General features: G+C 56.1%; 25 protein-coding genes. 11 read left to right on the top strand and 14 right to left on the bottom strand.

Annotation, left to right across the window (positions count from 1 at the left end; genetic code table 11):
- Window positions 1–10 precede the first annotated feature (10 nt).
- Window positions 11–1,198: a tetratricopeptide repeat protein gene (locus ACTRW9_RS05710; protein ID WP_442428616.1), complete on the top strand. Its 1,188-nt coding sequence runs from the start codon at window positions 11–13 to the stop codon at window positions 1,196–1,198.
- Here ACTRW9_RS05710 and dtd read toward each other — a convergent pair.
- The 5 genes from dtd to ACTRW9_RS05685 form a co-directional block, all read right to left on the bottom strand.
- Window positions 1,182–1,619 carry a D-aminoacyl-tRNA deacylase gene (dtd, locus tag ACTRW9_RS05705; RefSeq protein ID WP_442428615.1) on the bottom strand — a complete coding sequence of 146 codons (438 nt, stop codon included), beginning with the start codon at window positions 1,617–1,619 and terminating at the stop codon, window positions 1,182–1,184. The two genes, ACTRW9_RS05710 and dtd, sit on opposite strands and share 17 nt — an antisense overlap.
- 22 nt (window positions 1,620–1,641) lie before the next feature.
- On the bottom strand, window positions 1,642–1,827 hold the full coding sequence (locus ACTRW9_RS05700) for a hypothetical protein (protein WP_237100473.1): 186 nt from the start codon (window positions 1,825–1,827) through the stop codon (window positions 1,642–1,644).
- Between the two features lie 62 nt (window positions 1,828–1,889).
- The gene (locus ACTRW9_RS05695; protein WP_442428614.1) at window positions 1,890–2,795 is read right to left on the bottom strand and encodes a TerB family tellurite resistance protein; all 906 of its coding nucleotides are present in this window, start codon (window positions 2,793–2,795) and stop codon (window positions 1,890–1,892) included.
- A gap of 25 nt (window positions 2,796–2,820) precedes the next feature.
- Window positions 2,821–4,074, bottom strand: coding sequence for an FG-GAP repeat domain-containing protein (locus ACTRW9_RS05690; RefSeq protein WP_442428613.1), 1,254 nt, complete (start codon window positions 4,072–4,074; stop codon window positions 2,821–2,823).
- Window positions 4,075–4,114: 40 nt separating this feature from the next.
- The gene (locus ACTRW9_RS05685) at window positions 4,115–4,936 is read right to left on the bottom strand and encodes a lipoate--protein ligase family protein (protein ID WP_442428612.1); all 822 of its coding nucleotides are present in this window, start codon (window positions 4,934–4,936) and stop codon (window positions 4,115–4,117) included.
- Between the two features lie 154 nt (window positions 4,937–5,090).
- Here ACTRW9_RS05685 and ACTRW9_RS05680 point away from each other — a divergent pair, with 154 nt between their 5' ends.
- Both ACTRW9_RS05680 and ACTRW9_RS05675 read left to right on the top strand, forming a co-directional pair.
- Window positions 5,091–6,137: a formylglycine-generating enzyme family protein gene (locus ACTRW9_RS05680; RefSeq protein ID WP_442428611.1), complete on the top strand. Its 1,047-nt coding sequence runs from the start codon at window positions 5,091–5,093 to the stop codon at window positions 6,135–6,137.
- A 23-nt stretch (window positions 6,138–6,160) separates the two neighbouring features.
- A complete protein-coding gene (locus ACTRW9_RS05675; RefSeq protein ID WP_442427123.1) occupies window positions 6,161–6,298 on the top strand; it encodes a hypothetical protein in 138 nt (45 codons plus the stop codon).
- Between the two features lie 12 nt (window positions 6,299–6,310).
- On the opposite strand, the gene ACTRW9_RS05670 is transcribed toward ACTRW9_RS05675, so the two are convergent.
- On the bottom strand, window positions 6,311–7,225 hold the full coding sequence (locus ACTRW9_RS05670; RefSeq protein ID WP_442428610.1) for a hypothetical protein: 915 nt from the start codon (window positions 7,223–7,225) through the stop codon (window positions 6,311–6,313).
- Window positions 7,226–7,466: 241 nt separating this feature from the next.
- Here ACTRW9_RS05670 and ACTRW9_RS05665 point away from each other — a divergent pair, with 241 nt between their 5' ends.
- The 7 genes from ACTRW9_RS05665 to ACTRW9_RS05635 all read left to right on the top strand — a co-directional run bounded on the left by ACTRW9_RS05665 (window position 7,467) and on the right by ACTRW9_RS05635 (window position 12,868).
- Entirely contained in the window at window positions 7,467–7,793 is a 327-nt protein-coding gene (locus ACTRW9_RS05665; RefSeq protein WP_442428609.1) for a hypothetical protein, read from the top strand.
- Between the two features lie 180 nt (window positions 7,794–7,973).
- Window positions 7,974–9,083 (top strand): mechanosensitive ion channel family protein, encoded by a 1,110-nt coding sequence (locus tag ACTRW9_RS05660; RefSeq protein WP_442427126.1) that lies wholly within the window; start codon window positions 7,974–7,976, stop codon window positions 9,081–9,083.
- A gap of 77 nt (window positions 9,084–9,160) precedes the next feature.
- Window positions 9,161–9,745 carry an RNA 2',3'-cyclic phosphodiesterase gene (gene thpR, locus ACTRW9_RS05655; protein WP_442428608.1) on the top strand — a complete coding sequence of 195 codons (585 nt, stop codon included), beginning with the start codon at window positions 9,161–9,163 and terminating at the stop codon, window positions 9,743–9,745.
- Between the two features lie 35 nt (window positions 9,746–9,780).
- Window positions 9,781–10,863, top strand: coding sequence for a recombinase RecA (gene recA, locus ACTRW9_RS05650; RefSeq protein ID WP_442428607.1), 1,083 nt, complete (start codon window positions 9,781–9,783; stop codon window positions 10,861–10,863).
- 20 nt (window positions 10,864–10,883) lie between these two features.
- Complete coding sequence (locus ACTRW9_RS05645) at window positions 10,884–11,357, top strand: regulatory protein RecX (protein WP_442427129.1); 474 nt, start codon at window positions 10,884–10,886, stop codon at window positions 11,355–11,357.
- Between the two features lie 63 nt (window positions 11,358–11,420).
- Window positions 11,421–12,221, top strand: coding sequence for a prepilin peptidase (locus ACTRW9_RS05640; RefSeq protein WP_442427130.1), 801 nt, complete (start codon window positions 11,421–11,423; stop codon window positions 12,219–12,221).
- Between the two features lie 35 nt (window positions 12,222–12,256).
- A complete protein-coding gene (locus ACTRW9_RS05635) occupies window positions 12,257–12,868 on the top strand; it encodes a hypothetical protein (RefSeq protein ID WP_442428606.1) in 612 nt (203 codons plus the stop codon).
- Here ACTRW9_RS05635 and ACTRW9_RS05630 read toward each other — a convergent pair whose 3' ends face one another.
- Window positions 12,869–13,813, bottom strand: a complete 945-nt coding sequence (locus tag ACTRW9_RS05630) for an aldo/keto reductase (protein ID WP_442428605.1) — start codon at window positions 13,811–13,813, stop codon at window positions 12,869–12,871.
- 137 nt (window positions 13,814–13,950) lie between these two features.
- On the opposite strand from ACTRW9_RS05630, the gene ACTRW9_RS05625 reads away from it, so the two are divergent.
- Complete coding sequence (locus ACTRW9_RS05625) at window positions 13,951–15,675, top strand: ABC transporter ATP-binding protein (protein ID WP_442428604.1); 1,725 nt, start codon at window positions 13,951–13,953, stop codon at window positions 15,673–15,675.
- 21 nt (window positions 15,676–15,696) lie between these two features.
- On the opposite strand, the gene ACTRW9_RS05620 is transcribed toward ACTRW9_RS05625, so the two are convergent.
- From ACTRW9_RS05620 to rny, 7 genes are all read right to left on the bottom strand, one after another.
- Complete coding sequence (locus tag ACTRW9_RS05620) at window positions 15,697–16,671, bottom strand: acetyl-CoA carboxylase carboxyltransferase subunit alpha (protein ID WP_442427134.1); 975 nt, start codon at window positions 16,669–16,671, stop codon at window positions 15,697–15,699.
- A 15-nt stretch (window positions 16,672–16,686) separates the two neighbouring features.
- Window positions 16,687–17,751 carry a leucine-rich repeat domain-containing protein gene (locus tag ACTRW9_RS05615; RefSeq protein ID WP_442428603.1) on the bottom strand — a complete coding sequence of 355 codons (1,065 nt, stop codon included), beginning with the start codon at window positions 17,749–17,751 and terminating at the stop codon, window positions 16,687–16,689.
- Window positions 17,752–17,821: 70 nt separating this feature from the next.
- Window positions 17,822–18,838 (bottom strand): UDP-3-O-(3-hydroxymyristoyl)glucosamine N-acyltransferase, encoded by a 1,017-nt coding sequence (lpxD, locus tag ACTRW9_RS05610; protein ID WP_442427136.1) that lies wholly within the window; start codon window positions 18,836–18,838, stop codon window positions 17,822–17,824.
- Window positions 18,839–18,860: 22 nt separating this feature from the next.
- Window positions 18,861–19,571, bottom strand: coding sequence for an ABC transporter ATP-binding protein (locus tag ACTRW9_RS05605; protein ID WP_442428602.1), 711 nt, complete (start codon window positions 19,569–19,571; stop codon window positions 18,861–18,863).
- Window positions 19,564–20,832 (bottom strand): lipoprotein-releasing ABC transporter permease subunit, encoded by a 1,269-nt coding sequence (locus ACTRW9_RS05600; RefSeq protein WP_442427138.1) that lies wholly within the window; start codon window positions 20,830–20,832, stop codon window positions 19,564–19,566. The genes ACTRW9_RS05605 and ACTRW9_RS05600 overlap by 8 nt, the downstream gene beginning before the upstream one ends.
- A gap of 61 nt (window positions 20,833–20,893) precedes the next feature.
- Window positions 20,894–22,396, bottom strand: coding sequence for a lysine--tRNA ligase (lysS, locus tag ACTRW9_RS05595; RefSeq protein WP_442428601.1), 1,503 nt, complete (start codon window positions 22,394–22,396; stop codon window positions 20,894–20,896).
- Between the two features lie 90 nt (window positions 22,397–22,486).
- Entirely contained in the window at window positions 22,487–24,055 is a 1,569-nt protein-coding gene (gene rny, locus ACTRW9_RS05590) for a ribonuclease Y (RefSeq protein ID WP_442428600.1), read from the bottom strand.
- Between the last annotated feature and the right edge of the window lie 30 nt (window positions 24,056–24,085).

Genomic DNA, 24,085 nt, shown 5'->3' with positions numbered 1-24,085 from the left:
TTCTAATGTCATGACCCGATTGCTGACGGTGTGTGTCGTCCTGCTTGCCATTGCGACGTCCGCCTGCACCGATTCCCACACGCAATACCAGCGGCGCATCGCCGAGTACGCCTCGCGTCTGCAAACCGACCCGCAGGACGCCGACGCCCATTTCCAACTGGGCATCGCCTACCTTTCCGCGGGCAACTGGAAGGCCGGGGCCAGTCATTTGAAAGATACGATCCGCCTCAACAAAAATCACACTCAGGCGTTGCGCGACCTGGGCTGGGCCCTGTACCAAATGGGAGACCTCGCCGCCGCAGAAAAATGGCTGAGGCAATCGTACCGGTTACATGCCAGGGACCCGAAAACCGTCGCCAACCTGGGAGCGGTGCTGATCGCCCGGGAAAGGTATTCCGCTGCGGTGGCGGTGCTGGACAACAGCGCCCTGGGCGGGGACCCCACCCATTTCCAGATTCACAACAACCTCGCCATCGCCTATCGGCACCTGGGAGAGAAAACCAAAGCCGCAAATCAACTGCGGATCGCCTCGCGTCTGGCCCCGAACGTTGCCAGGGTCCACAGCAATCTCGGTGCATTGTATGAGTCGTTGAACATGGACGAAGACGCGTTTCAAAAATACAACCTGGCTCTGCGTCTCGATCCGGAGGAGCCGATCGCGCATTACAATCTCGGCGCGTATTACGCGCGGCGCGGTAACAAATTGCTGGCGCTAGGCCACATGCACGAAGCGCAGCGGCTGAATCCTTCGGACGCGACCATCCGCATCGGTCTCGGCCGCGCCTTCGCCGACCTCAGAAAATACGACAAGGCGCTGGAGCATTATGAGGCCTCGCTTCATTATCGCCCCGGAAATGCGGACACGTACCTTGAAATGGCGGAGTTGTACCACCTCAACCAGCAGGCGGAAAAAGCGGTTGAATCGTACGAACTCGCCATCAGCCTCGACCCTGACCGGCCCCAGGCGTATTACAAACTGGCTTTGTTGTACGATCAGTTGGAAGTGGGGGAAAGCGCGCTGCTTTACATGGCCGTGGCCGAACAGGAGTATTTACGGCAGAACAAACTGGAAGAAGCCGATACCAGCCGCCAGAACCTGAACGTGTTCGCCCGCAAATATGAGTATAACGACCAAGCATTGAAACGCCTGCTCAAGCGGCACGATCTGAACAGGAATCCGGTCAACGCTCGAGGATGAACGTCACCGGACCGTCGTTGTGGATCTCCACCTGCATGTCGGCGGCGAACCTCCCTTCCTGCACGCTCAACCCGGTGGTCATGAACCGGTCTACAAACAGGCGGTAAAGCCGTTCCGCTTCTTCCGGCGGCGCGGCGTTGTCGAACCCCGGGCGCCGTCCCCGCGAACAATCCCCGGCGAGGGTGAACTGCGACACCACCAGCACCTCGCCCTGGATATCGACACACGACCGGTTCATCTTTCCCGCCTCATCCGGAAAGATGCGCAGGTTGGCAGCCTTCTCCACCAGCCATTCAACCGCTGCGTCAGTGTCGCCCTTTTCCGCCCCAAACAAAATCATGAGCCCGCGTCCGATACGCGCGATCTCAAAACCACCCACCGAGACGGCCGAAGCCGAAACCCTCTGCACAACCAGTTTCATGGAATAAAAGAAAAAAGATTGATCAATGGGCGCGGAAGAATCGCTGGTCGGTTCCGCCGGGACCGATCAGTACACGCACCTCGCGGGAACAACGCGGGCAGCGTCCTTCATACGCGTTGCCGTCCTTGTTGAGGTAAATGCGGCGATACACGTTGCAACATTCGAATAATATGCCGAGAAACTTTTTCTTCTTTTGTTCGGGAGTCATGATCCATCAAATCCCCAATCCTGGAACCGGAAAGCAAAAGGGTCCCAACACGGTTCTCGTTCTCACCGCCCGCGCAATTGATCCAGCGCCCGAACCTTGGACGCCTTGAACGCGCTGTGCGGAATGCGCAGGGCTTTGGTGATGCGTCGGATTTCCTCGGATTCCTCGTGCGAAATGGAACCGTCCGCCGCCGCCACCGCAAAGAAACAATCCACCGTAGCCACACGGTCGTTGTACGAATAAAGCTTGTTGAACTCCCGCGTCACCTCGTCGAAGTCGTAACCCCGCTCGGCCTGTTCGGAAACCACTTCCAGCAACAAGTCCAGTTCCTTTGGAGTGAACTCGAAACGTTTTTTCAATTCGGCCTTGAGTGCCTTTTTTTCTTCTTCCCGAAAGTCTTCATCCACGTGCGCCACCGATGCCAGCAGGGTGCCCAGCAGGCAAATGAAATACAGGTCGTCGTCGGGGATTCGGCCTTTCTTCAAACTGCCGTTGGATTTCAACTCGATGCGTTTCAAAATCTGGTTGCGGAAATACTGATGCAATTCCGGATTTTTTTCGTAAGCGGGCTGGAAAATGGTGCTCTCGAAAAAATTGCGGATCTTGCCCACGGTGCGCCTGGTGATCGACGATTTTTTGAGATGCTTTGCAAAAGTTTCCAGCAGTTCGCGTTCCTCGTCCTTTAATTTTTTGTCGGCGGACGCCATTTCTTCCATGACTTTCACCACCCGCTCCCGCTCCTGACCGGAACCGAACTCGTGCGACAATTTCACCAGCAGCCGATCCTGTTCCTCTTTGGAAACCGGGGACAACAGATACGGTTTCAGGCTGTTCATTTCCTTATCCGTGAGGTGAAACTTACGGTAAAACCGCTTCAGGATGTTTTTTTCGGATTCACTCATCTCCCCATCGGCCCAGGCAATGGCGGCAAGCGTTTTCAGGAGGGTCATGTTTTTAACGGTAGCCATATCGCACTCTCTGTTTTGAAAGGTGTCACTTAAAGCTGTTTATCCACAAATGGCCACGGCCGTTCTCACGAACGATGCCAAATATATCCAAATGTCCGTCGTTGTTGACGTCCGCAAACGTCAATTCTTTAAAATGCAGGTTGGCGGGAAGGCGTTTTGCCCCTTCACTGAAAAAGCGCCACTTACCCAGGCCACGCTGGTAGTGGATTCCCTCCCGGCTCAATATAATGATATCAGGAATTGAGTCCGCATTGGCATCGAGCAGGTAAACGGCACGGGACGGGTAACCCGGAAAGGCGCGGAGAGGTCCTTTGCGAAAATACCCGTGACCGTTGTTCACCAGTACATAACTGTACTCGTTCTCATACGAACGGGAACGCGGATCGATTTCCTCGTTGACCACCAGCAGGTCGTTGTCGCCGTCCATGTCGAAATCCGCCCAGTCCGCAAAATTGCTTTTACTGCGGATAAACGGGACCAGTTCGCTGGTGCGGTCCGTAAACTGGCCGAGTCCGTTGTTTAGCAGCAGGCGGTTGCGTCCGGTGTCGTAAACAAGAAAGATGTCGATCACCCGGTCGCCGTCGTAATCCGCGAACGAGGTTCCGCGAATGCCGGCAGGCAGGGGCGGCATGAGCAGTTGGGTGGCATCGCGAAACTGGGCGCGGCCGTTGTTCAAAAGGAACTGCACCTGGTACGGGTCCGGCTCACCCCTGTTCTGCACATGGTGCCCGGTGAAAAACAGATCGACATTGCCGTCCTGGTCCACATCCACCAGATCCACACGGTCCAGCCCCTCCTTGAACGGAGGCAGGTGGAATCCCTGCGGTGTGTAAAAATAACCGCGGCCGTTGTTGATGAACACCTTAACGGAATCGCCGTCGGCAAAGCGGCCAATCAGTACCAGGTCGGCGGTGCGATCGTGATTGAGGTCCCGCGCGCGCATGGCCACGATCGTGTCGCCCGGCTCTCCCACCCAGCCGGGGCGCTTCAGTTTGGACAACCGCTTGCCTTCGCGGTTTTGCCACACGCGGACCACCGGTGCGCCATCGGCGTTCTTTTCCACCACCAGCAGGTCCGGAAGCGGGTCGCGGTTGACAAACGCGAACCATGCGTGCTGGACCGGTTGTTTCTGTAGACCGGGTAGAAATACTTCCGTCAAGTCGAGGTACCGCTGACGGCCGGGATCCTTTTTAAACAGGCCCTTGTTCGGACCGCATCCCGCAAGCGCCAGGCACAACGCGAGAACCATGCCATACAAGTACAAATATTTCCGGGTCACGGGAATCGGGGGTCTCCAGGGAGGTAATTCAGGTTCAGGATCATCTTGCCGTCTCTGCGGTGGCGCGGTGGTCTTCCAACAGGTGGTCCGCCAGGCTTCGCTCGGCCTGGGTGAGTTCCGCCGTCTCCCACGTTCCGTCAAAATGCGTGGTCATGCCCGTACGGAATGCGTCGCGCACGGTTTGAAACGCGACGGGATGCCCCACGATTTCATTGAGTGTGGTGGTGGAAGCCTTCAATTTTTCGAGGGACCTGGTTGCAACCCCCGAGTGGCGGTGGAATAACAGAGAATGAAACAGGTCGTGATCTGTGGCGATCAGTACCGACCCATGTTGCAGAAATGCCTGTTGCGTGCGGCGTTGCGCACTGCCGATGAGTTTCCTTTCATGAACGGTGATCTCACAATGGTTGAGTGAGGCAAAGCAGGCGGGGGAACGTTCCTGACGCGTGGTCCCGTACTGCTTTTCCTTGTTGATGTGGGCATCGGCAATACGCAATTCACGCAGACCGCGCAGCAACGCCTGGCTTATGACGGAGAACGTCGCTTTGAGTCCGCCGGAGAACAACGGATGCGTCACCGGACCCACCATGGAATATGTGAGTTCCTCCAGGTGCAACAGGGCACGCCCGCCCGTGGGACGCCGAACCCAGTCGACATTATTTTCCCGGCAGCGCATTAAATCGATCTCCGCGTCCAATGGCTGTGAGTATCCAATGGAAAGTGTAGGGTGGTTCCAACCGTACAGGCGGAGCGTCGGCACATAAGACGGGTCGCTCTCGCAGGAGCGCAGCAGAGCCTCGTCGACGGCCATGTTCCAGGCCCCGTTTTGCTTGTCGTCTTCAATGTACCGCCAACGGTTCACACCATTCCTCCGGCATTTAATTTTGACTGGTTATTTTTCCTTATTATAGAATCCAAATAAACCCGTTTTTTAAATATAGGTGAAAAACGGCCCAATAACAGGCTCATTCAGCAATTTCATGCTCCTCCAATATTTATTCAGGCACATAAAAGCCGTGTTTTTTGTTGCGGTGATTTTTTCCACCGAGTCCACACTTGCGTTTGAGAGCCTGAAAGGTCACGCCACCGGCAAAACCACCTGCCAGACGGCGTGTCATCAACCGGAAAACCTGGTGCGCGCCAAACTCGACAAGTTCGACAAAACCGAATGCCGCGCCTGCCATATGGGGCCCGGGAGGGTGGCCGGACAAAATCCATTCAGCAAGCAATCGTTGCATATCCAACCTGAGGATGCCATCCCCAACCGCCGGGTGCGATCGTTTCGTGGACCGTTACTGGCAGGAAAAACCACCGGCAGCGAAGGAAACAAAACCGGATTGTCCGGAAAATCCATTCCCGGCATGGTGTATGTTCCCGCAGGCGAGTTCATCATGGGTTCCAACGACCGCTGGGACGACGAGTCGCCGGAACACATTGCATTGACCGAAGCGTTTTATATCGACCTGTATGAAGTGACCAACGGGGATTACCGGGAATTTGTGAAAGTCACCGGCCACGAAGCTCCGTTTCACTGGCCGGACGGCAACCTCCCCAAAGGCAAGGAGAAGCACCCTGTCACCTATGTCAACTGGCTTGATGCGGATGCATACTGCAAATGGAAAGGCAAACGCCTGCCCACCGAGCAGGAATGGGAAAAAGCCGCGAGGGGTGAAGATGGAAATATCTATCCCTGGGGCAACGTATGGGTGCTCACCAAATCCAACAACCCCTACAAAGGCTCCACCGGCACAGAACCCGTCGGCAGTTATCCCGACGGACGCAGTCCCTACGGCCTGTTCGACATGTCCGGCAATGTTTGGGAGTGGGTGGACAGCTACTACCTGCCGCACCCGGGCAACCCCATCCCGAAAGCGGAGTACGGCCGTGAAAAACGCATCCTCAAGGGGGGGTCGTGGTTCGACTGCCTGTCTTACGGTTGCGGGTTGAGCGCACCGACCTTCAACCGCGCCTTCTTCAATCCCGAGGTGCGCAACAACAGTTTCGGTTTCCGCTGCGCTCTCTCCGCAAAACCTGAGAAATCCGCGCAATCCCAGTCGCCCTGACGGGCGGGATAAGGAACGCACCCATGGGCAACCGATTTCGCGAACGCAACCGGGAATTGCAGGATTCCGGGGAGCGTTACAAAGTCCACTGGTTCCGCAAGGTTCTGGTCTGGTTGCTCATCATCGGCTTCTGGATTCTTTTTTACTGGAGCCGGTCCTGACCCGCCTCTCCCCTATTCAGGGCGGGTTTCGCGCTGGTCGAATTGATGCCGCAGGATGGCCGGGTGCTGGTTCAGCAAATCAAGAGGTGGTTGGGCCGATGGATTCAACTTCAGCATCGTTTTCCCTTTGACATCCAGCAGGACCCGCGTTTCTGGAACCGGTTCGGTTTCCAGCTGCTCCTCTTCCCGCTCCGGCGGGAGGGTTTCCGGTTGGCCCACCGTCTCCATGTCGATTCGGGGCGGCAGCCCCGTGGCACCCGCATGAAAAAGCAAACCCTTTTTATAAGGGGACGCTTCCAACCCCTCAGTTTCGTTTCCATACTCAGGCAATTCATCGAGGGGCATCATGTGCGGTTCCGGGATCGGTAAGGTATTCAGGCGGAATGTCAACCCCTTGTCCGGTTCGAACCGTCCGATCTCAAAACCCCGTCCGGCCAGCACCAGACCTTTGTCATGCACCTGCGTAGGTCGAGGTACAGGGCGATTGCTTTCGACCCAAAGCGATCTTTTGGGACGAGATTGCAGAACTTCCGGCAAGAGTTCGTATCGATTAATCTGCCGGTAATCGGATTCGGTCTGGGTGACCCGCTCTTTCACGGGGTAGGTTTTCGGTTTCGGCTGAAAACGTTGTTGCCAGTCCGGTGGCAGGGTGGAAGTCTTATTTTCTTTTACAGGTTCGGGGGAAAGGGGGCCCGGGCCGGGCTCCGTGTACAACTGCGCCACGATGGGAGGGAGGTCCACCGGTTCCAACCGGGCGTTCCAGACGAGGAACGCCAATCCTGCAGCCAGCCCCACAAGCACCTTCCACGTCGATGAACTGACTTGAATAGGCTTGGGCGGCGCAGGAGGAGGGGCGGTTTGCTCCTCTTCGAAATAATACCGGCGCTGTGGTTTTTCCTCCGGCGGAGGTTCCTGAGTCAGGTCCATAAATTTCCTGCCAATCCAAATGAGTCCTTTATCCCCATCGGCTAATTAAAGGAAAACCTGATTCCCCGCCCAAAAGGGATGGAAGAAAAGTTTTGGGTATTCGGGATCCCTCTATCCCGATCCCTTCAAAAGGCCCTGGCCAGACAACACCCCCTGATTGAGAGACTGGCATGGTTCTTGCTCATATTTAAATTATAAAGACTCGCGTCAAAATTTTGAACCCAATTCAACTGGAACCCCTATGACTACAATGGATACCGCCATGGCTAAAAAACCGGACCTCAAGCAATACCTCGACCCCACCGGGGTTCAAGTTTTAAAAAAGCGGCTCGTCGCCGGGCAGATCACCCCGACGGTTTTCAAACAGACCCTCACACGGCAGATGGTGAGCCAGTTTTTCCTGGAATACACACACCCTGTGGACCGGGCGTGGGAAAAAATGACCGGCATTTTGAGACGGGAGAGGTCCCTGATCCGTCAGACTGCCAGAGACAAAAAAGAATTGTCGGAACCGGAGACCGGCCTCAGCCACCCTTTTCCGTTGCCCAGTTCGAAAAAAATGCAGTGAGTGAAGGGCCCTCCATAAAAGGTCTGCTCCACAAGGGGTAATGCATCACTTGCTGCCAGTTGGGTTTCCGGCGATGCGTTGAAATCCCCGGTCAATTTTGCTAGTAATGGAAAACAGCCCGAATTCTAAAAATCCCTCAGGGATATCGGGCTGTTTTTATTTTTGCAAAGGAGGCCCTCTATGGATTTTGAGTCCCTCATCCATTCCATCATAGAAGATCATTCCTACATCCTGCAGGCCTTCGTTGTCGTTTTCGTGACGCTCCTTGTGGACTATTTCCAGAAAAGGGCGTTCGACCGGCTTCAGAAGCGCGCCGAAAGGTCAGCAAAAATCTGGGATGGAGCCCTGATTGATGCCGTTCGCAAACCGCTCCGGCTCGCCATCTGGACAATCGGCGTCTACACAGCCTCGGAAGTCATCGAGAAGGAAATCAGTTCCGTCGTTTTTGAAATGATGGGGCCGGCACGGGACACTCTCATCATTGGCAGCATCACCTGGTTCATCGTTCGCCTCATCAAAAACGGCGAAGAAGTGTTCCTGAAGAAAAAAGGAACCAACCTCGACCGCACAACGGCCGACGCCATCTCCAAACTGCTGAAGCTCTCGGTGGTCATCACCGCCTTTCTGGTGGTCCTGCAAACGCTGGGATTCAGCATCTCCGGGGTGCTTGCTTTCGGCGGCATCGGCGGTATCGCCGTCGGTTTCGCCGCGCGCGACCTGCTCGCCAATTTTTTCGGGGGATTGATGATCTACCTCGACCGCCCCTTTGTTGTGGGCGAATGGGTGCGTTCTCCCGACCGCGAGATCGAAGGGGTCGTGGAGCACATCGGCTGGCGGCTCACACGCATCCGTACCTTCGACAAACGTCCGCTTTACGTGCCCAATGCGGTGTTTGCTTCCATCACCGTGGAGAACCCCAGCCGCATGGAGAACCGGCGCCTCTATGAAACCATCGGCATCCGCTACGACGACGTTTCGAAGATGGGAACCATCGTGGAAAAGGTCAGAACCATGCTGGAGGGCCATCCCGAAATCGATACGGACAGAACCCTGATGGTCAACTTTGATAAATTCGCTGCGTCGTCTCTCGATTTTTTCGTTTATGCATTCACCAAAACGACCGATTGGGAGCACTACCACGAAATCAAGCAGGATATTCTGCTTAAAATCATAAACATCATCGAAAAAGAGGATGCCGAAGTGGCCTTTCCCACTTCAACGATCCATCTGGCCAATGGTTGGAACGCACCTGTGGAGGAATCCGGAATCCCTGCAAAAGGTTACCAGTGATACAATAAGAGACTGGTGTTGCACGCGGATTGCCGTAGCCAAATCAAATTGACAACCCCGGAGGCGATTTGTAAACTGTGCTGGCCATAAGGACCTTTGTAGCCGTTCTCGTTCCGTCCACCACGCTCAACACCCTCAGCGCCATTCAGGATCGATTTAAAAAACTGGGGGTGCATGCGACCTGGACACGACCCGGAAACATTCACCTGACCTTAAAGTTTCTTGGGGACACCGACCCTCATCGCATTCCCGAGATCAACACCGCACTGGATGGGCTAGCCACTGGGCGGGCTCCGTTCCAGGTTTCGCTGGGTGGGCTGGGCGTGTTTCCGGGATGGAAAAAACCCCGGGTGGTCTGGGTCGGGTTGGATGACCGGGAAGGCCATCTGGCTTCGCTCCAGTCAGGCGTGGAAAGCGCCGTAGAACCCTTGGGCTGGCCGCGGGAGAGCCGGGCGTTTTCTCCACACCTCACACTGGGCCGCATCAAGTCCCCGAAGGGTTGCGAACGGTTGAAGGTGGAAATGGACGATCTCGGGGATTTGGACCCAAGCCCAATTCAGGTCAAATCATTCAGCCTGATTCAAAGCAAGTTGACCCCCAAGGGTTCGATTTACACGGTATTGAAGGAAATCTCACTCCAGGGCCGGAGTCCGGACCCCTGATTCGTACGTACCTTACCTTTCTATTAGGAGACGCCATGTCCATCGATCCGGATAAGGAAAAAGCCCTCGACCTCGCTTTTTCTCAAATTGAAAAGCAGTTCGGTAAGGGATCCATCATGAAGCTGGGTAAGGGTGAAGCGCAGAAGGTCGCCACCATTCCCACCGGTTCCCTATCGCTCGACGCGGTATTGGGAATCGGCGGCGTGCCACGGGGCCGCGTGATCGAAATTTATGGACCGGAGGCGTCTGGAAAAACCAGCCTCACTCTGCACATCATTGCCGAAGCGCAGAAGACGGGCGGGGTCGCCGCATTTATCGACGCCGAACACGCGCTCGACCCGCAGTATGCACGCAACCTGGGCGTCAACCTGGAGGACCTTCTGTTGTCCCAGCCCGATACGGGCGAGCAAACCCTGGAGATCGCCGAGGTGCTGGTGCGCAGCGGTGCGGTGGACGTGATCGTCATCGATTCGGTGGCGGCCCTGGTACCGAAAGCGGAGTTGGACGGTGAGATGGGCGACTCCCACATGGGACTGCAGGCCCGGCTCATGTCACAGGCCATGCGCAAGCTCACCGGGGTCATCAACAAATCACGCACGGCGCTCATCTTCATCAACCAGATCCGCATGAAGATCGGAGTCATGTTCGGCAGTCCGGAGACCACCACCGGCGGCAACGCCCTGAAATTCTATTCCTCGGTGCGACTCGACATCCGCCGGATCTCCGCCCTGAAGGACGGCGACAAAGTGATCGGCAACCGCACGCGCGTGAAAGTGGTGAAAAACAAACTCGCGCCTCCCTTCCGTGAATGCGAGTTCGACATCATTTACGGCAAGGGCATCTCCCGCTACGGCGACCTTTTGGACCTGGGCGTGCAGAACGAAATCATCCAGAAAAGCGGCACCTGGTTTTCCTTTGGAGACGAACGCATCGGCCAGGGCCGCGAAAACTCCAAGAACTTCCTGGAAGAGAATCCCGACATCGCGCAAAAAATCGAAACCCAGATCCGGCAGAAACTGGACCTGCCGGTTCACGCGGCCCCTCCCACCGAGAACAGTGGAAATAACGGAGGAGAAGAAGTCGAGCCCAAAGCCTCCGGTAAAGGCAAAAAGAAGTAGCCCACGCAGGCCTGCCTCCGATGCCGGACGACGACGCGCTCAAACAGGCCCGCAACAGGGCTCTCCGCTACCTCACCTATCGCGACCGTACGGAGCACGAAATGCGGACCTACCTCCTGGGTAAGGACTTCGATACGTCCACTGTCGATTTGGTCGTCGATTATCTCAAACGCCTGGGTTACCTGGATGACACCCGGTTTGCCCTGCAATGGGGGCGGTACCGCATCGAAACCAAACGGTTCGGCCGCTTTCGCCTGCAACAGGACCTGCGCCTGAAAGGGCTTGCCGATTCCATCGTCGGGGAAACCCTGCGCCAGCTTTATGGCGAGGTCGATGAAAAGGAGCTGGCCCGCGAAGCGGCCGAAAGCAAACTGGTTAAATGGAAAAACCTCGATAAGCAGAAACAAAGGCAACGTCTCGCCGGGTTTCTGCAACGCAAAGGTTTCACCAGCGAAACCGTATTTGATACGGTAGAACGATTGATTCCTTACTGATTCTGCCTGACAATGGAAATGGCGGCGGTTGTGCCGGATGACTCCTTTTCTCGTTGAGCCCGCATGGATTTCTCCACATTCGCTCTCATTCCCCCTCCCCTGCTGGCGGGTACCGGTTTCCTGTTCGGCCTGGTGATCGGCAGCTTTTGCAACGTATGCATTGCGCGCCTCCCCAAAAAGGAATCCGTCGCCTTTCCCGCCTCACACTGCCCCCACTGCAAAACGCCCATCCGCAAGCGAGATAATGTTCCCGTCCTGAGCTACCTGGCTCTCGGCGGTCGCTGCCGGAAATGCAAGGAACCCATCTCCCCGGTGTATCCGGCTGTCGAGCTGGTGACAGCTCTTTTATTGGCCGGGGTGTTGTATAAATTCGGTTTCACATGGACCAGCGCGATTTACGCCATCGTCATGCCGACTCTCGTCATCATCACCGTGATCGATATCCAACACCAGATCATTCCCGATAAAATCACACTTCCCGGTATCGCGTTTGGTTTGATCGCAGGCACCTACCTGAATGGTTTCATGGATTCCCTGATCGGGCTGGTGGTGGGGGGCGGCCTGTTCCTGTTTCTGGCGGAAGTGTATTTCAAGGTACGCGGGGCCATGGGCATGGGGGGAGGCGACATCAAGTACATCGCCGCGGCGGGAGCACTTCTGGGATGGGCGCAGGTGCTGCTCGTCATTTTTCTCGGGGCGATTTCGGGAGCGTTGTTCGGGGCGCTCGGGATGACAACCAAAAAACTGAATTTTCTCAGCCGGATTCCTTTCGGGCCGTTCCTCGCCCTGGCCACGGTTGTCTCCATTTTCTTTGGGGATGACATTTTAGGCCTTTACCTGAGCCTCATGGTTGTGGAACAATAGCCCGCATCCTGAAAATTTCATTGTTGAGGAAACCCATGGAATCGCGTGACGAGAACCTGGAGCCGGATCGTTCGTCCGAAAACGGCGAAGACGGCTCCCCCGCCCCTTCCCCGATGGAAGAAAACGACAACCAGGAAACCGGTACCGCCCCTGACGAAACCCACCCGGAATCCGAGGTGGAAACCCTGCGCGCGGAAATCAGAAGAAACCGGCGGGAAATCACGGTCGTCAAAACCATGCTGTACATCAGCATCCTCGCTGTCCTTGGGGTCACCTTCTACACCATCAACAAAACCCAGGTTTTGCACCTGAAGGATTTGGGAACGCAGTTGACGTTATCGCAGAACCAGGCATCCCTCAATCTCGGCGTCAAACAAAAGACCATGGACGAACGAATCAAGGCGCTGGAGATGGCCCTTCAGCAGGCCCTGCTGGACATGTCGAAAAAGCCGGAGCCACCCACCCCGCAGATCGACCACCCCGGACAGGTGAACCGGTTGGAAGAAACCATGACCGGTATCAATGGATCGCTTTCTCTGTTGAAACCGGAAAGCCCGATGGTCCGTGCGAAAGTGGAGTTGGTAAAAGAAAAGACCGAGGATATGGTTAAAACTTATAAGGAAGTCCTTCAGGAACCCTCACCCTGATCACTCGATAGTAAAAATTTTGTCGAGCCGTTTCCCAGCGTCTTTATCCAGTTCCCACCCAATGGCCTGAACGTTCTCTTCCACCTGCTTTTCGTTTTTGACGCCGATCAAGGCCGTCGCCACCGCGGGCTGGCGCGTGACCCAGTTGATCGCCACGTGAGTGCAGGTTTTTCCCAGTCCATCGGCAACGGCTTTCATCTGCTCCACTTTCTCCACGTTGCGCTCAAACGCCTCACCCGTGAACTCGCCGATGATTCCCTTGCTCCGCCAGTCTTTGAACCTGGTGTCCTTGCCGTACTTGCCCGTCAACACGCCGGACGCGAGCGGGCTGTAGGCCACCACGCCCATACCGTTTACCAAACAGAACGGCACGATTTCTTTTTCGATCGACCTTTGCAAAAGGCTGTATTCCGGTTGCAGGGAGACAATTGGCCCCACTTCCAGGCACTCCTGCATCTGCTGGACATTGTAATTGCTGACACCGATGTGTCGGATCTTGCCCTGCTCTTTCAGTCGCATCAGGGCTTCCATGGTCTCGGCCTGCGGCGTGTCCACATCCGGCCAATGCACCTGGTAGAGATCGATCACGTCCGTTTGCAGGCGTTTGAGGCTCAGTTCGACTTCTTCCTCGATCGACGCGCGGGTCGCCACCTTGCGGATGGAGCCCAACGATTCTTTTTCCCAACGCAGGCCACATTTGGTGGCGTAGACCAGTTTGTCCCGGTGCGGTTTCAGGGTTTTTCCTATAATTGACTCCGAATGACCGAATCCATATACCGGCGCGGTGTCGAAAAAATTGATCCCCAGTTCCACCGCCTTAAGGAGAGCTTTCTCGGAGGCACGATCGCCCTCCGTCGTCCAGAACGGCGAACCGCCGATGCCCCACGCACCAAATCCCAGTACTGAAACCTTCAAATCGCTCGATCCCAACTGTCGATATTCCATGCCTTCTCCATCCATCCAGAAGTTTTTATTTAAGATTTCCGCCCTGTCTGGTCTAATATTGAACCATGGACCTCAACAGGGTCAAGTCACCATGCATGACACACAAAAAAATATAACAACGCTGACACACACGCATCATGAAATCTCTTATCCGGGTTTTGGGATATCTGAAACCTTACAAACCCTATGTGGCATGGACTCTGGGATTCGCCATCCTGACCACCCTTCTGGACCTCGTTCCACCGTGGCTCATCAAGATCATCATCGATCAACTGGTGCAGGAGCAGGCCGGCAGTGCGATCTACTGGGTCGTGCTGGCACTCGTTCTCTCCTACTTCGGCCGTAATTTTTCAAATTACAAACGCATCCGGCTCAACAACGACCTCGAGCAGAAAGTGGTCTTCGACCTGCGGTCGCACGTGTACCGCTCGCTGCAGAAGATGTCGCTCAAGTATTACGAAAATCGAGCGACGGGCGAAATCATGTCACGTGTGAATGATGATGTGACCTACGTGGAACGCATATTCATCGATGGTATCGAGCAGTTGGTCACGGCGGTCCTGACGCTCATCGGCATCACCATCATCATGTTTTTCCTGCACTGGAAGCTGGCACTGGCGTCGATGATCCCGATTCCCCTGCTGATTCTGGGTGCATGGAAGTATACCTTCAAGGCGCACGATCTGTACCACATGGTGCGTGAACGCGCGGCAAAGATGAACGGCATCCTTCAGGACACCATCTCCGGCATGAAGGAAACCTTTGCCTTCAACCGGCAGAATCACGAGATCGAACGGTTTGAAAAACGGAGCGACGCCTATTGCAAGGGGACGCTGGAAGTGATGAAGCTGTGGGCGTATTACTCACCCAGCATGATGTTTCTGGGATCGATGGGCACGGTGCTGATCGTGCTTTATGGAATCGGGCTGGTGCGTGGCGGGGAAATCACCGTCGGGACGCTGGTTGCCTTCATCGGCTACCTCGCCCTCTTTTACACCCCCATCAATCAATTGCACTCGCTCAACCACATGTTGCAACACGCACTGGCCTCCAGCGAGCGGTTGTTTGAAATCATCGACGCGGAACCGGAAGTGAAGGAGCCGGAAAACCCCATCGTGCCCTCCACCCACGTGCGCGGCCACATCGATTTCCGCGACATTCATTTTTCCTATGTCGAAGGCAAGGAAGTTCTGCACGGCGTTTCTTTTGACGTCGAGCCGGGAGAGACCATCGCATTGGCGGGACATACGGGAAGCGGCAAATCGACGCTGGTCAAACTGCTCATGCGGTTTTACGATCCGACGGCGGGGGAGGTGCGCATCGACGGCTACCCGCTTCGCGAACTCAGCCTGTCCTATCTGCGCGAACAGATCGGGCTGGTATCGCAGGAGCCGTTTTTGTTCAATGGGACCGTGGCCGACAACATCCGTTACGGCAACCTTCAGGCTTCGGAGCAAGACATCCGCCGCGCTGCAAAAGCGGCGAATGCCGCGGGGTTCGTCGAAAAACTGCCCCATGGATACGATACGTTGATCGGGGAGCGCGGGGTGAAGCTGTCCGGCGGAGAGCGCCACCGACTCGCCATCGCCCGCGTGTTTTTGAAAGATCCGCCCATTGTGGTGCTGGACGAAGCCACGGCATCGGTCGATTCGGAAACCGAGATGCAGATCAAAGAAGCGCTTCGCCAGCTCATGGCCAGCCGCACCACGCTCATCATCGCGCATCGTCTGTCCACGCTGGAGGATGCGGACCGCATCGTGGTCCTGCAGGAAGGAACACTGGTAGAATCCGGAACGCATGAAGATCTGATTCAGGGAGACACCAGCTACGCGAACCTGTTCCGGTCTCAACTCCACCTTTGATTCACGTTTATCTGGAAATGATCATTCCTTCACCGGGCCGGTAACGAACTCGCCGAGATTTCGGAATTTTTCCTGCCGTTGCTCAACAAGCTGTTCGGCGCTCATCTGCGTCAATGCGTTGAGATGCACACGAAGGGCCTTTTTGAGCAGGATGGTGGCGCGCTTGTAATTGCGATGCGCGCCGCCGAGAGGTTCGGTCACAATCTGATCGATGACCTTCATGGTGATGAGCTGTTGCGCGGTCAGGCAAAGCGCATCTGCGGCCTGCTTCACCTTTTCTTTATCACCCCACAAAATCGATGCACAGCCTTCCGGCGAGATCACGGAATACACTGAATGTTCCAGCATGAGTACGCGGTTGCCCATGCCTATGGCCAACGCACCGCCACTGCCGCCTTCGCCGATGATGGTGGCGATGATCGGCACCTTGAGCCCCGCCATGACAAACAGGTTCTGGGCGATGGCTTCCGACTGGCCCTTCTCTTCCGCATCCACGCCTGGATACGCACCGGGAGTGTCGATGAACGTCACGATGGGCAGGTTGAACTTTTCCGCCATCTCCATCAAGCGCAAGGCCTTGCGGTAAGCGGACGGTTGCGGCATGCCAAAATTGCGAAGCAGTTTTTCCTTCGTATCGCGACCCTTTTGATGACCGATGATCATCACCGTGAGGTCGCCGAATTTTGCCATGCCGCCGATAATGGGCGCACCCAGTCCCCCATGACGGTCGCCGCTCAGCTCCTGAAAATCGGTGAAAATGCCGTTGATGTAATCCATGGTGTACGGTCGCATGGGATGACGTGCGACCTGCGTCTTCTGCCAGCCGTCCAAATTATTGAACGTGTCGTACTTCATGCGCCGAAGCTTTTTCCTGAGTTTGGCGATTTCGTGAGAGATGTCGCCGATGCTGTCATACATGTGCGACAGCGAAACAAGCTCGCGGATCTGGTTTTCGACCGCAAAAATTTCCTTTTCAAATTCGAGTATCTGCGCCATGAGTCGTGTCCGGGATCAGTAAAAGCCGAAGATGGGATAAATGAGGTTTTTGAGATAAGGAGACTGGTCGAGGGCTCTCGCTCCCTCGAAGCCGATACGGTTCTGCCCCAGCCGGAGCATTTCCAGCTGTGACAGGTGTTCCGCCTTCGCCAGCGCAAACGCGCCTTCATCGCCGATGTAATTGAAGTTCAAATCCAGATTTTTCAGGTTACGCAGGGATTTGGATTTGGCCAGCGCTTCCGCCCCGCGGTCCGTGATGTAATTGCCCGCCAGGCGGAGCGATCGCAGCTTGCTCACTTTGGATGAGTTGGCAAGCGCCACAATGGCCTCGTCCGTCAGGTTGTTGTTGCTCAGGTTCAACTCCTGAATCTCGCTGATATAGGGCGACTCCAAAAGGATCATCACCCCGCGGTCGCCTATGTAGTTCTTCTCAAGGTTTTCAAGAGAATCGGTTGCCTTCCATTCCTCGATCTTCTGCCGCAGGCGGAAATCCTTCAGCGCCTGCGCCCCTTCCTTGCCCAGCTTGTTGTAAGCGAGGCCGATGTGCATCAGTCTTTTGAAACTGGAAGAGTGGAGAATCGCCAAGGTACCCGCGTCACCCACTTCATTGTAGTTGAGATTCAGGTCCAGAAGCCCCGAAAGCGTTTGCGATTCCGCCAGGGCTTTGGCCCCCGCATCGCCGATCTTATTGTTGAACAGGTTCAGCGTTTCCAGATTGCCGAGATACGGAGACTCCGCCAGGTAACGTGCCCCCACATCGGTCACACCGTTGTTTTCAATCGACAACTCTTTCAGGTTTTTCAGGTAACGTGACTGCGCCAGCGCATGCACTCCTTCGTCGCCGATATCCCCTTTATAAATCTTGAGCACGGTGACGCTTTCAAGAAGCGGGGAGTTGGCGAGGAACTTCGCACCGGACTCATGAATGATTTTTTCATTCAGCTTGAGCGACCGGTCATTGCGGCGCAGTTTCTTTTCTATATATTGGCCGAGATCTTCCGGCGTCATTTCCCAGACCGCGCCGGAGGTCATGATCCCGAGGCCCACCCACAACAAAAGTGCCTTGCAGGTCGATTTCATGTTTCGATCCACCTTTTAGAATCACAAAAGTTCGCTAAAATACATTATTTGTTTATTTTAGCAAGCGTTTTCATTTGTTTTCAATCGCATTCAGGCGCTTTTCCAATTCTCTCAGTTTCTGCGCCATTTCCGGCAGTTTGGGAAACATCGTAACGTATTTTTTCCAGGTCATGCCCGAGACGGCAGGGCTTCCACCGTAGAATCCCGCATCGGGAATGTCCTTGTTCACACCTCCCTTGGCCGCAACAATCACCTGGCTGCCGAGGGTCACGTGATCGGCCAGTCCCACCTGGCCGGCGAGGATGACATGGTGTCCCAGTTTGCAGCTTCCAGACAACCCCACCTGCGAGACGAGGATGGAGTGTGGCCCGATGTCACAGTTGTGCGCCACCTGGACGAGATTGTCGATCTTCGTTCCCTGCCGGATGACGGTTTCGCCGAACGCCGCGCGGTCGATGCAGGTATTCGCCCCGACCTCGACGTTGTCTTCAATGACCACCCGGCCGACCTGCATGATCTTCACATGTTCGCCTTTCTCGTTCGGCGTGTAGCCAAACCCGTCCGCCCCGACCACCACACCGGAATGCAGAATGACGCCGCTGCCGATCTGCGTATCCCGATACACGGTGACGTTGGCATGCAGGGTGCAATCGTTACCGATGCGGCTCCCGTCGTGAACCACCACGCCGGGATACAGTACCGTGTTGTCGCCGACGGTCACGTCTTTGCCGAGGGTGACGAAAGGAAAAACGGTGACGTTTTTGCCAAGCTTCGCCGTTGGGTCCACAGCCGCGCGCTCGTCGATCCCGGGTTCGGGTTTCGGCTCGGGATGGAATGCGGCGAGGATTTTGGCGAACGCAAGCTGGGGCGCGGGGTGGATGACCTGCGTCATACCTGTTTCCATCGGCTCTTTGACCAGCACCGCCGAGGCGGGAGAAGTTGCCAGTTTGTCCTTGTATTTTTTATCGGCGAGGAAGGTGATGTGTCCGGCCTGGGCGTGGTCGAGTCCGCACGCATCGGTGATGTCGATCTGGTCGTCGCCCTGCACGGTGCCGCCCACCTGCGCGATGATGTCCTTCAGTTTCATACTGCCTCTTGGGTGTGAAAGGTTACAGAATCAATTCCTTGTCGATCGGTTTGATCTCGCCGTCCACCAGTTGCAGGACCCGGTCCAGGCTTTTGGCGATGCGTGGACTGTGGGTGACAATGACAAACGTCTGGTTGGATTTCTTGTTGAGATCGCGCACCAGGTCCATGAATGCATCGCTGGATTTTGAGTCGAGGTTGCCCGTAGGCTCATCCGCCAGCAAAAGATCCGGTTGGTTGACCAGGCTCCTCGCCAGCGCCACCCGCTGGGTCTCACCGCCAGACAACTCTCCGGGCTTGTGATGCAGGCGGTCTTTCAATCCCATCTGCGTGAGCAGGCCCACGGCTCGCTCGCGAAGCTCGCCCTCATCCTGCCCCCCAATGAAACCGGGAAACAGCGTGTTTTCCAGTGCGGTGAAATCCGGCAACAGGTTGAACAACTGAAACACAAAGCCGACATGGCGGTTGCGGAACTGCTCCAGGAAACCGTTTTTCTTGGCGAAGATGTCCTGTCCCTTGAATTCGACCTTTCCCTTCTGCGGGTGGTCGAGGCCGCCCATGATGTGCAGCAACGTGCTTTTGCCCGCCCCGCTGGCGCCGACGATACCGAGGACCTCCCCCGTCTTCACCTGCAGGTCGGCATTCCGGAGCACCTCGACCGACTCCGCATTGCGCCGGTAGGCTTTCCACACGCCGGTCACGCTGAGCAGGATCTCTCCGCGCGGATCATTCATAACGCAATCCGTCCACCGGGTCCAGCCGCGCCGCGCGCCACGCGGGATACAGCGACGCCGCAAAGCAGATGAGAATGGAAAATACGATGATCAAAAAAGAATCGAAGTATTGAATCTCCGACGGCAGGCGGTCGAGGTAATACACATCGCTCGGAAACGCCTGGATGCTGAACATCGACTCGATGAAACCGACGATCTCATTCAGGTTGGGCACGATGGTGAATCCCGCCACCACCCCCAGCCCCGTTCCGACGAGACCGATAATCAGTCCCTGCATACTGAAAATTTTCATGATGCTGCCGCCGGTGGCCCCCATGGATTTCAAAATCGCGATGTCCTTGGACTTTTCCATGACCACCATGAACAGCGTGCTGATGATGTTGAACGCGGCGACAAGAATGATGAGGATGAGAATGATGAACATGGTGATTTTCTCCAGCTTGAGCGCCGAAAACAAATTCTTGTTCATCTGCATCCAGTCGCGGGTGATGTAGGGGAACTCCAGCTTTTTCTGTATGGATTCGGCGGTTTTCCACGCGAGGTCAATGTCCTCGACCTTGATCTCCACACCCGTCACCGTGCCCTTCATATTGAACAGCTTTTGTGCGGATTCGATCGACACGAACGCGAGGTTGGCATCGTATTCATACATGCCGGATTGGAACAGCCCCACCACCTGCACCATCTTGATGTTCGGGATGACGCCCAGCGGGGTCATGCGCACCGAGGGCGCGAGCATACCGATGACATCCCCCACCGACGCGCCGAGCGAGCGTGACAACTCCACCCCGAGAATGATCCCCTGCCGATGGATATTCGATTTACTGGGGGCGGTTCCTGCCAGGTTCTCCAGTTTGCCCTCCACCATGTTCTTCTCAAGATCGGAGATGTCGCCCTCCCGTTTGGGATCGACACCGCGGATCACCACACCGGACGTGCGCTGGCCGTAGGTGAGCATCACCTGCTTGAGGATGAACGGCGCCGCCGCCTTCACCTGCTCGACTTCCTTCACCGTACTCACGATTTTTTCGTAATGGGCGATGCCCTCGCGCTCGAAACTCGTTACCACGATGTGGCTGTTGGTGCCGAGGATCTTGTCGCGCAGGTTCTTACTGAAACCGGACATGACGGCGATGACCACGATGAGCGCCATCACGCCCAGGGCCACCCCGCCGACGGAGATGAAGGTGATGAGGGAGATGAACTTGTGGGATTTCCGGGAGCAGAGGTACCGCCAGCTGACTCGTAATTCGTAACCCATGACGATGGCAAGTGAGGTTGACCGAAACCGGACCGCAGTCCGGATGATTAGAGTACGGCGTTCAGGATTCTTTTTTCAACTGCGGGAACAAAATCACATCCCGGATGGACGGGGAGTTGGTGAAAAGCATGGCCAGGCGGTCGATGCCGATGCCCTCGCCCGCCGTCGGCGGCATGCCGTATTCCAGTGCGCGGATGAAATCGAGGTCCATCCAGTGTGCTTCCTCGTCTCCCGCATCCTTCTGCGCCACCTGCTGTTCAAACCGGGCTTTCTGGTCGATGGGATCGTTCAACTCGGTGTACGCGTTGGCCAGCTCCCGGCACCCGACAAAAAACTCGAAGCGTTCCACCAGGTTGGGATCGTCTTCCTTTTTTTTGGACAACGGCGACAGTTCCAGCGGGTAGTCGATGATGAACGTCGGCTGCACCAGCTTCGGTTCGACAAAGTGGTCGAACAGCTTGCCCTGAACCTTGCCCAGCGTGTCACGTTTTTCCAGCGGCACCTTGTGCTCGAGCGCATAGCCGGTGATCTTGTCGTAATCCTGAAGCACGTCCGCGGGCACGCCCCCCAGCTCCGTGATGGACTGAAAGAACGTGTACCGCTGAAACGGTTTCGACAGATCGAGGGTTTCCGTACGGCCTTCCTTGTCGTTAATCGTGCAGGGGAAGGTGAGCGTGTTGAACACGTTGGTGCCGATGTAACGGAACAACTCCTCGGTCAGGTCCATGAGATCCCGGTAATCCGCGTAGGCGGTGTAAAACTCCAGCATGGTGAACTCGGGATTGTGCTGGGTAGAAATGCCTTCATTGCGAAAATTGCGGTTGATCTCGTACACCCGGTCGATGCCGCCGACCACCAGCCGTTTCAGGAATAACTCCGGCGCCACACGCAGGTACAGTTCCATGTCGAGCGCATTGTGGTGCGTCTTGAACGGTTTCGCCGTCGCGCCGCCGGGGATGGACTGCATCATCGGCGTTTCCACTTCCAGGTAATCTCGATCGTTCAAAAAGGTGCGGATGGCCTGGATGATGCGACTCCGCGCCACGAACACATCCTTCACCCCGGGATTGACGATGAGGTCCACGTACCGCTGGCGGTAACGCAGCTCGACATCTTTCAAACCGTGCCATTTTTCCGGAAGCGGCAGGAGCGATTTGGAAAGCAGGGTGACCTTCGTGCAGAACAGGGTGAGCTCACCCGTTTTGGTTTTGGACAACCGCCCTTCGGCGCCGAGGAAATCCCCCATGTCCACCTTGCTGAACCATTCGTAGTTGTCCGCGCCGATATCGTCCTTCTTCACATAAATCTGGAACTGTCCGGTGCCGTCCTTGATGTGGCAGAACGTGGTCTTGCCATGCTTGCGGCGGGTCATGACGCGCCCGGCGACGACAAAATTCAGATTTTCCTCGTCGAGTGTTTCCTTGCTTTTATCCCCGTGAGCGGACAAAAGATCGCCGATATGCGCGTTGACCTTGAAGCGGTTGATGTAGGGGTTGACACCCATCTGCCGCAGTTCATCGAGTTTATCGCGGCGCTGTTGTAGAAAATTGCTGGTCTCTTCCATGAATTCGGAGGTTAGGGAATTTGAAGGAACACACCCGCGTTCAGCAAGCGGGTGCATGGGAGTTTTCGGATTGTTGACGGACCGCCTTTATCAGCGGGCGATCTGCACAAAGCGGGATTCGCGCACCACCGTGATCTTGATCTCGCCGGGGTACGTCACTTCCTTTTCGATGCGTTTGGCCACGTCCTTGGACAGCAGGATGGCTTCCTCGTCGGTGATATTGTCGGGAACGACGACGATGCGCACCTCGCGTCCGGCCTGGATCGCATAGGTCTTTTCGACGCCCTTGAACGAATCACCGATTTCTTCCAGCTGCGACATGCGTTTGACGTAGGTCTCCAGCATTTCGCGGCGCGCGCCCGGCCGGGACGCGGAGATGGTATCCCCGGCTGCAACCAGCACGGCATAAATGGAATCCGGTTCGATGTCTTCGTGATGCGCGCCGATGGCATTGATCACGTACTTGTGTTCGTTGTAGCGATTGGCGATGTCCACGCCGAGCTGGGTGTGCGTGCCGTCGGTCTGCCGGTCGATGGCCTTTCCGATGTCATGCAGGAGTCCACAGCGTTTTGCCAACTGCACATCCAGGCCCATCTCGGAAGCAATCGCGCCGCACACCCACGCCACTTCCTTGGAATGCTGGAGCACGTTCTGCGTGTAGCTGGTGCGGTACTTGAGTCGGCCCAGCAGTTTCACCATGTCCGGATGCATGCGGTCCACGCCGACGTCCATCACCGCCTGCTCGCCGGCATCGATGATGTCCTGGTTGATTTCCTTTTTGCACTTGGAGACCACTTCCTCGATGCGGCCGGGGTGGATGCGTCCGTCGAGGGTGAGTTTCTCCAGCGCGCGGCGCGCGATCTCCCGGCGGATGGGATCGAAGCTGGACAGCACCACCGCACCCGGCGTGTCGTCGATGATGAGGTCGACGCCCGTGCTCTGCTCGAGCGCACGGATGTTGCGTCCTTCGCGTCCGATGATGCGGCCCTTGATGTCGTCGTTCGGCAACTCGACTACCGATACGGTGGTTTCCGCCACGTGGTCGGAGGCCAGCCGCTGCACCGCCATGGAAATGAGGCGGCGGGCTTCTTCTTCCGCATTGGTCCGCGCCTCTTCCTCGATGCGCTTCACCTGACGCGCCGCATCCTGGCGTGCCTCTTCCAGCATCTGGTTGCGGATCGCTTCCTTTGCCTCCTCGGCCGTGTAGTTGCTGATGGATTCGAGTTTTTTGATCTGATCGACGACCAGCGTCTCGTATTCCTGTTTCTGTTTCGCAACCGCGGCTTCTTTTTCGTCGAGTTCCTTTCCGCGGTACTCGAAATTGCGTTCCGCCTGGCGGTTTTTTTCGATGAGGTTGTTCAGCTCGGTTTCTTTCTGGCGCAGGGCCTTCTCCTGCTCACGCAGCTCGCTCATCTCACCCTCCAGTTCCTTCTCCATGCGGGCCCTGATGGCGATCTGCTCTTCCTTGACCTGGAGTTCGGCTTCCTTCTTGAGCCTTTCCGCTTCCTTTTCCGCTTCCTGAAGGATCCTGGCGCCCAGTTCCTCCGACTCTTTCAACTGAAACTCAGAGAGTTTCTTGCGCAGAAGGTATCCGGCGAAAAACCCGATACCCAGGGTCCCGGCCAGGCTCACAATCAATGTCACCAAGCTCAGTTCCATACCACCCGTTGCATTTCCCATAACGTAACC

The organism is Nitrospina sp. 32_T5, from assembly GCF_052156635.1.
Classification (GTDB): Bacteria; Nitrospinota; Nitrospinia; order Nitrospinales; family Nitrospinaceae; genus Nitrospina.
The sequence above is the reverse complement of the archived record's forward strand: the minus strand, read 5'-3'. Positions and strand labels throughout refer to the sequence as shown.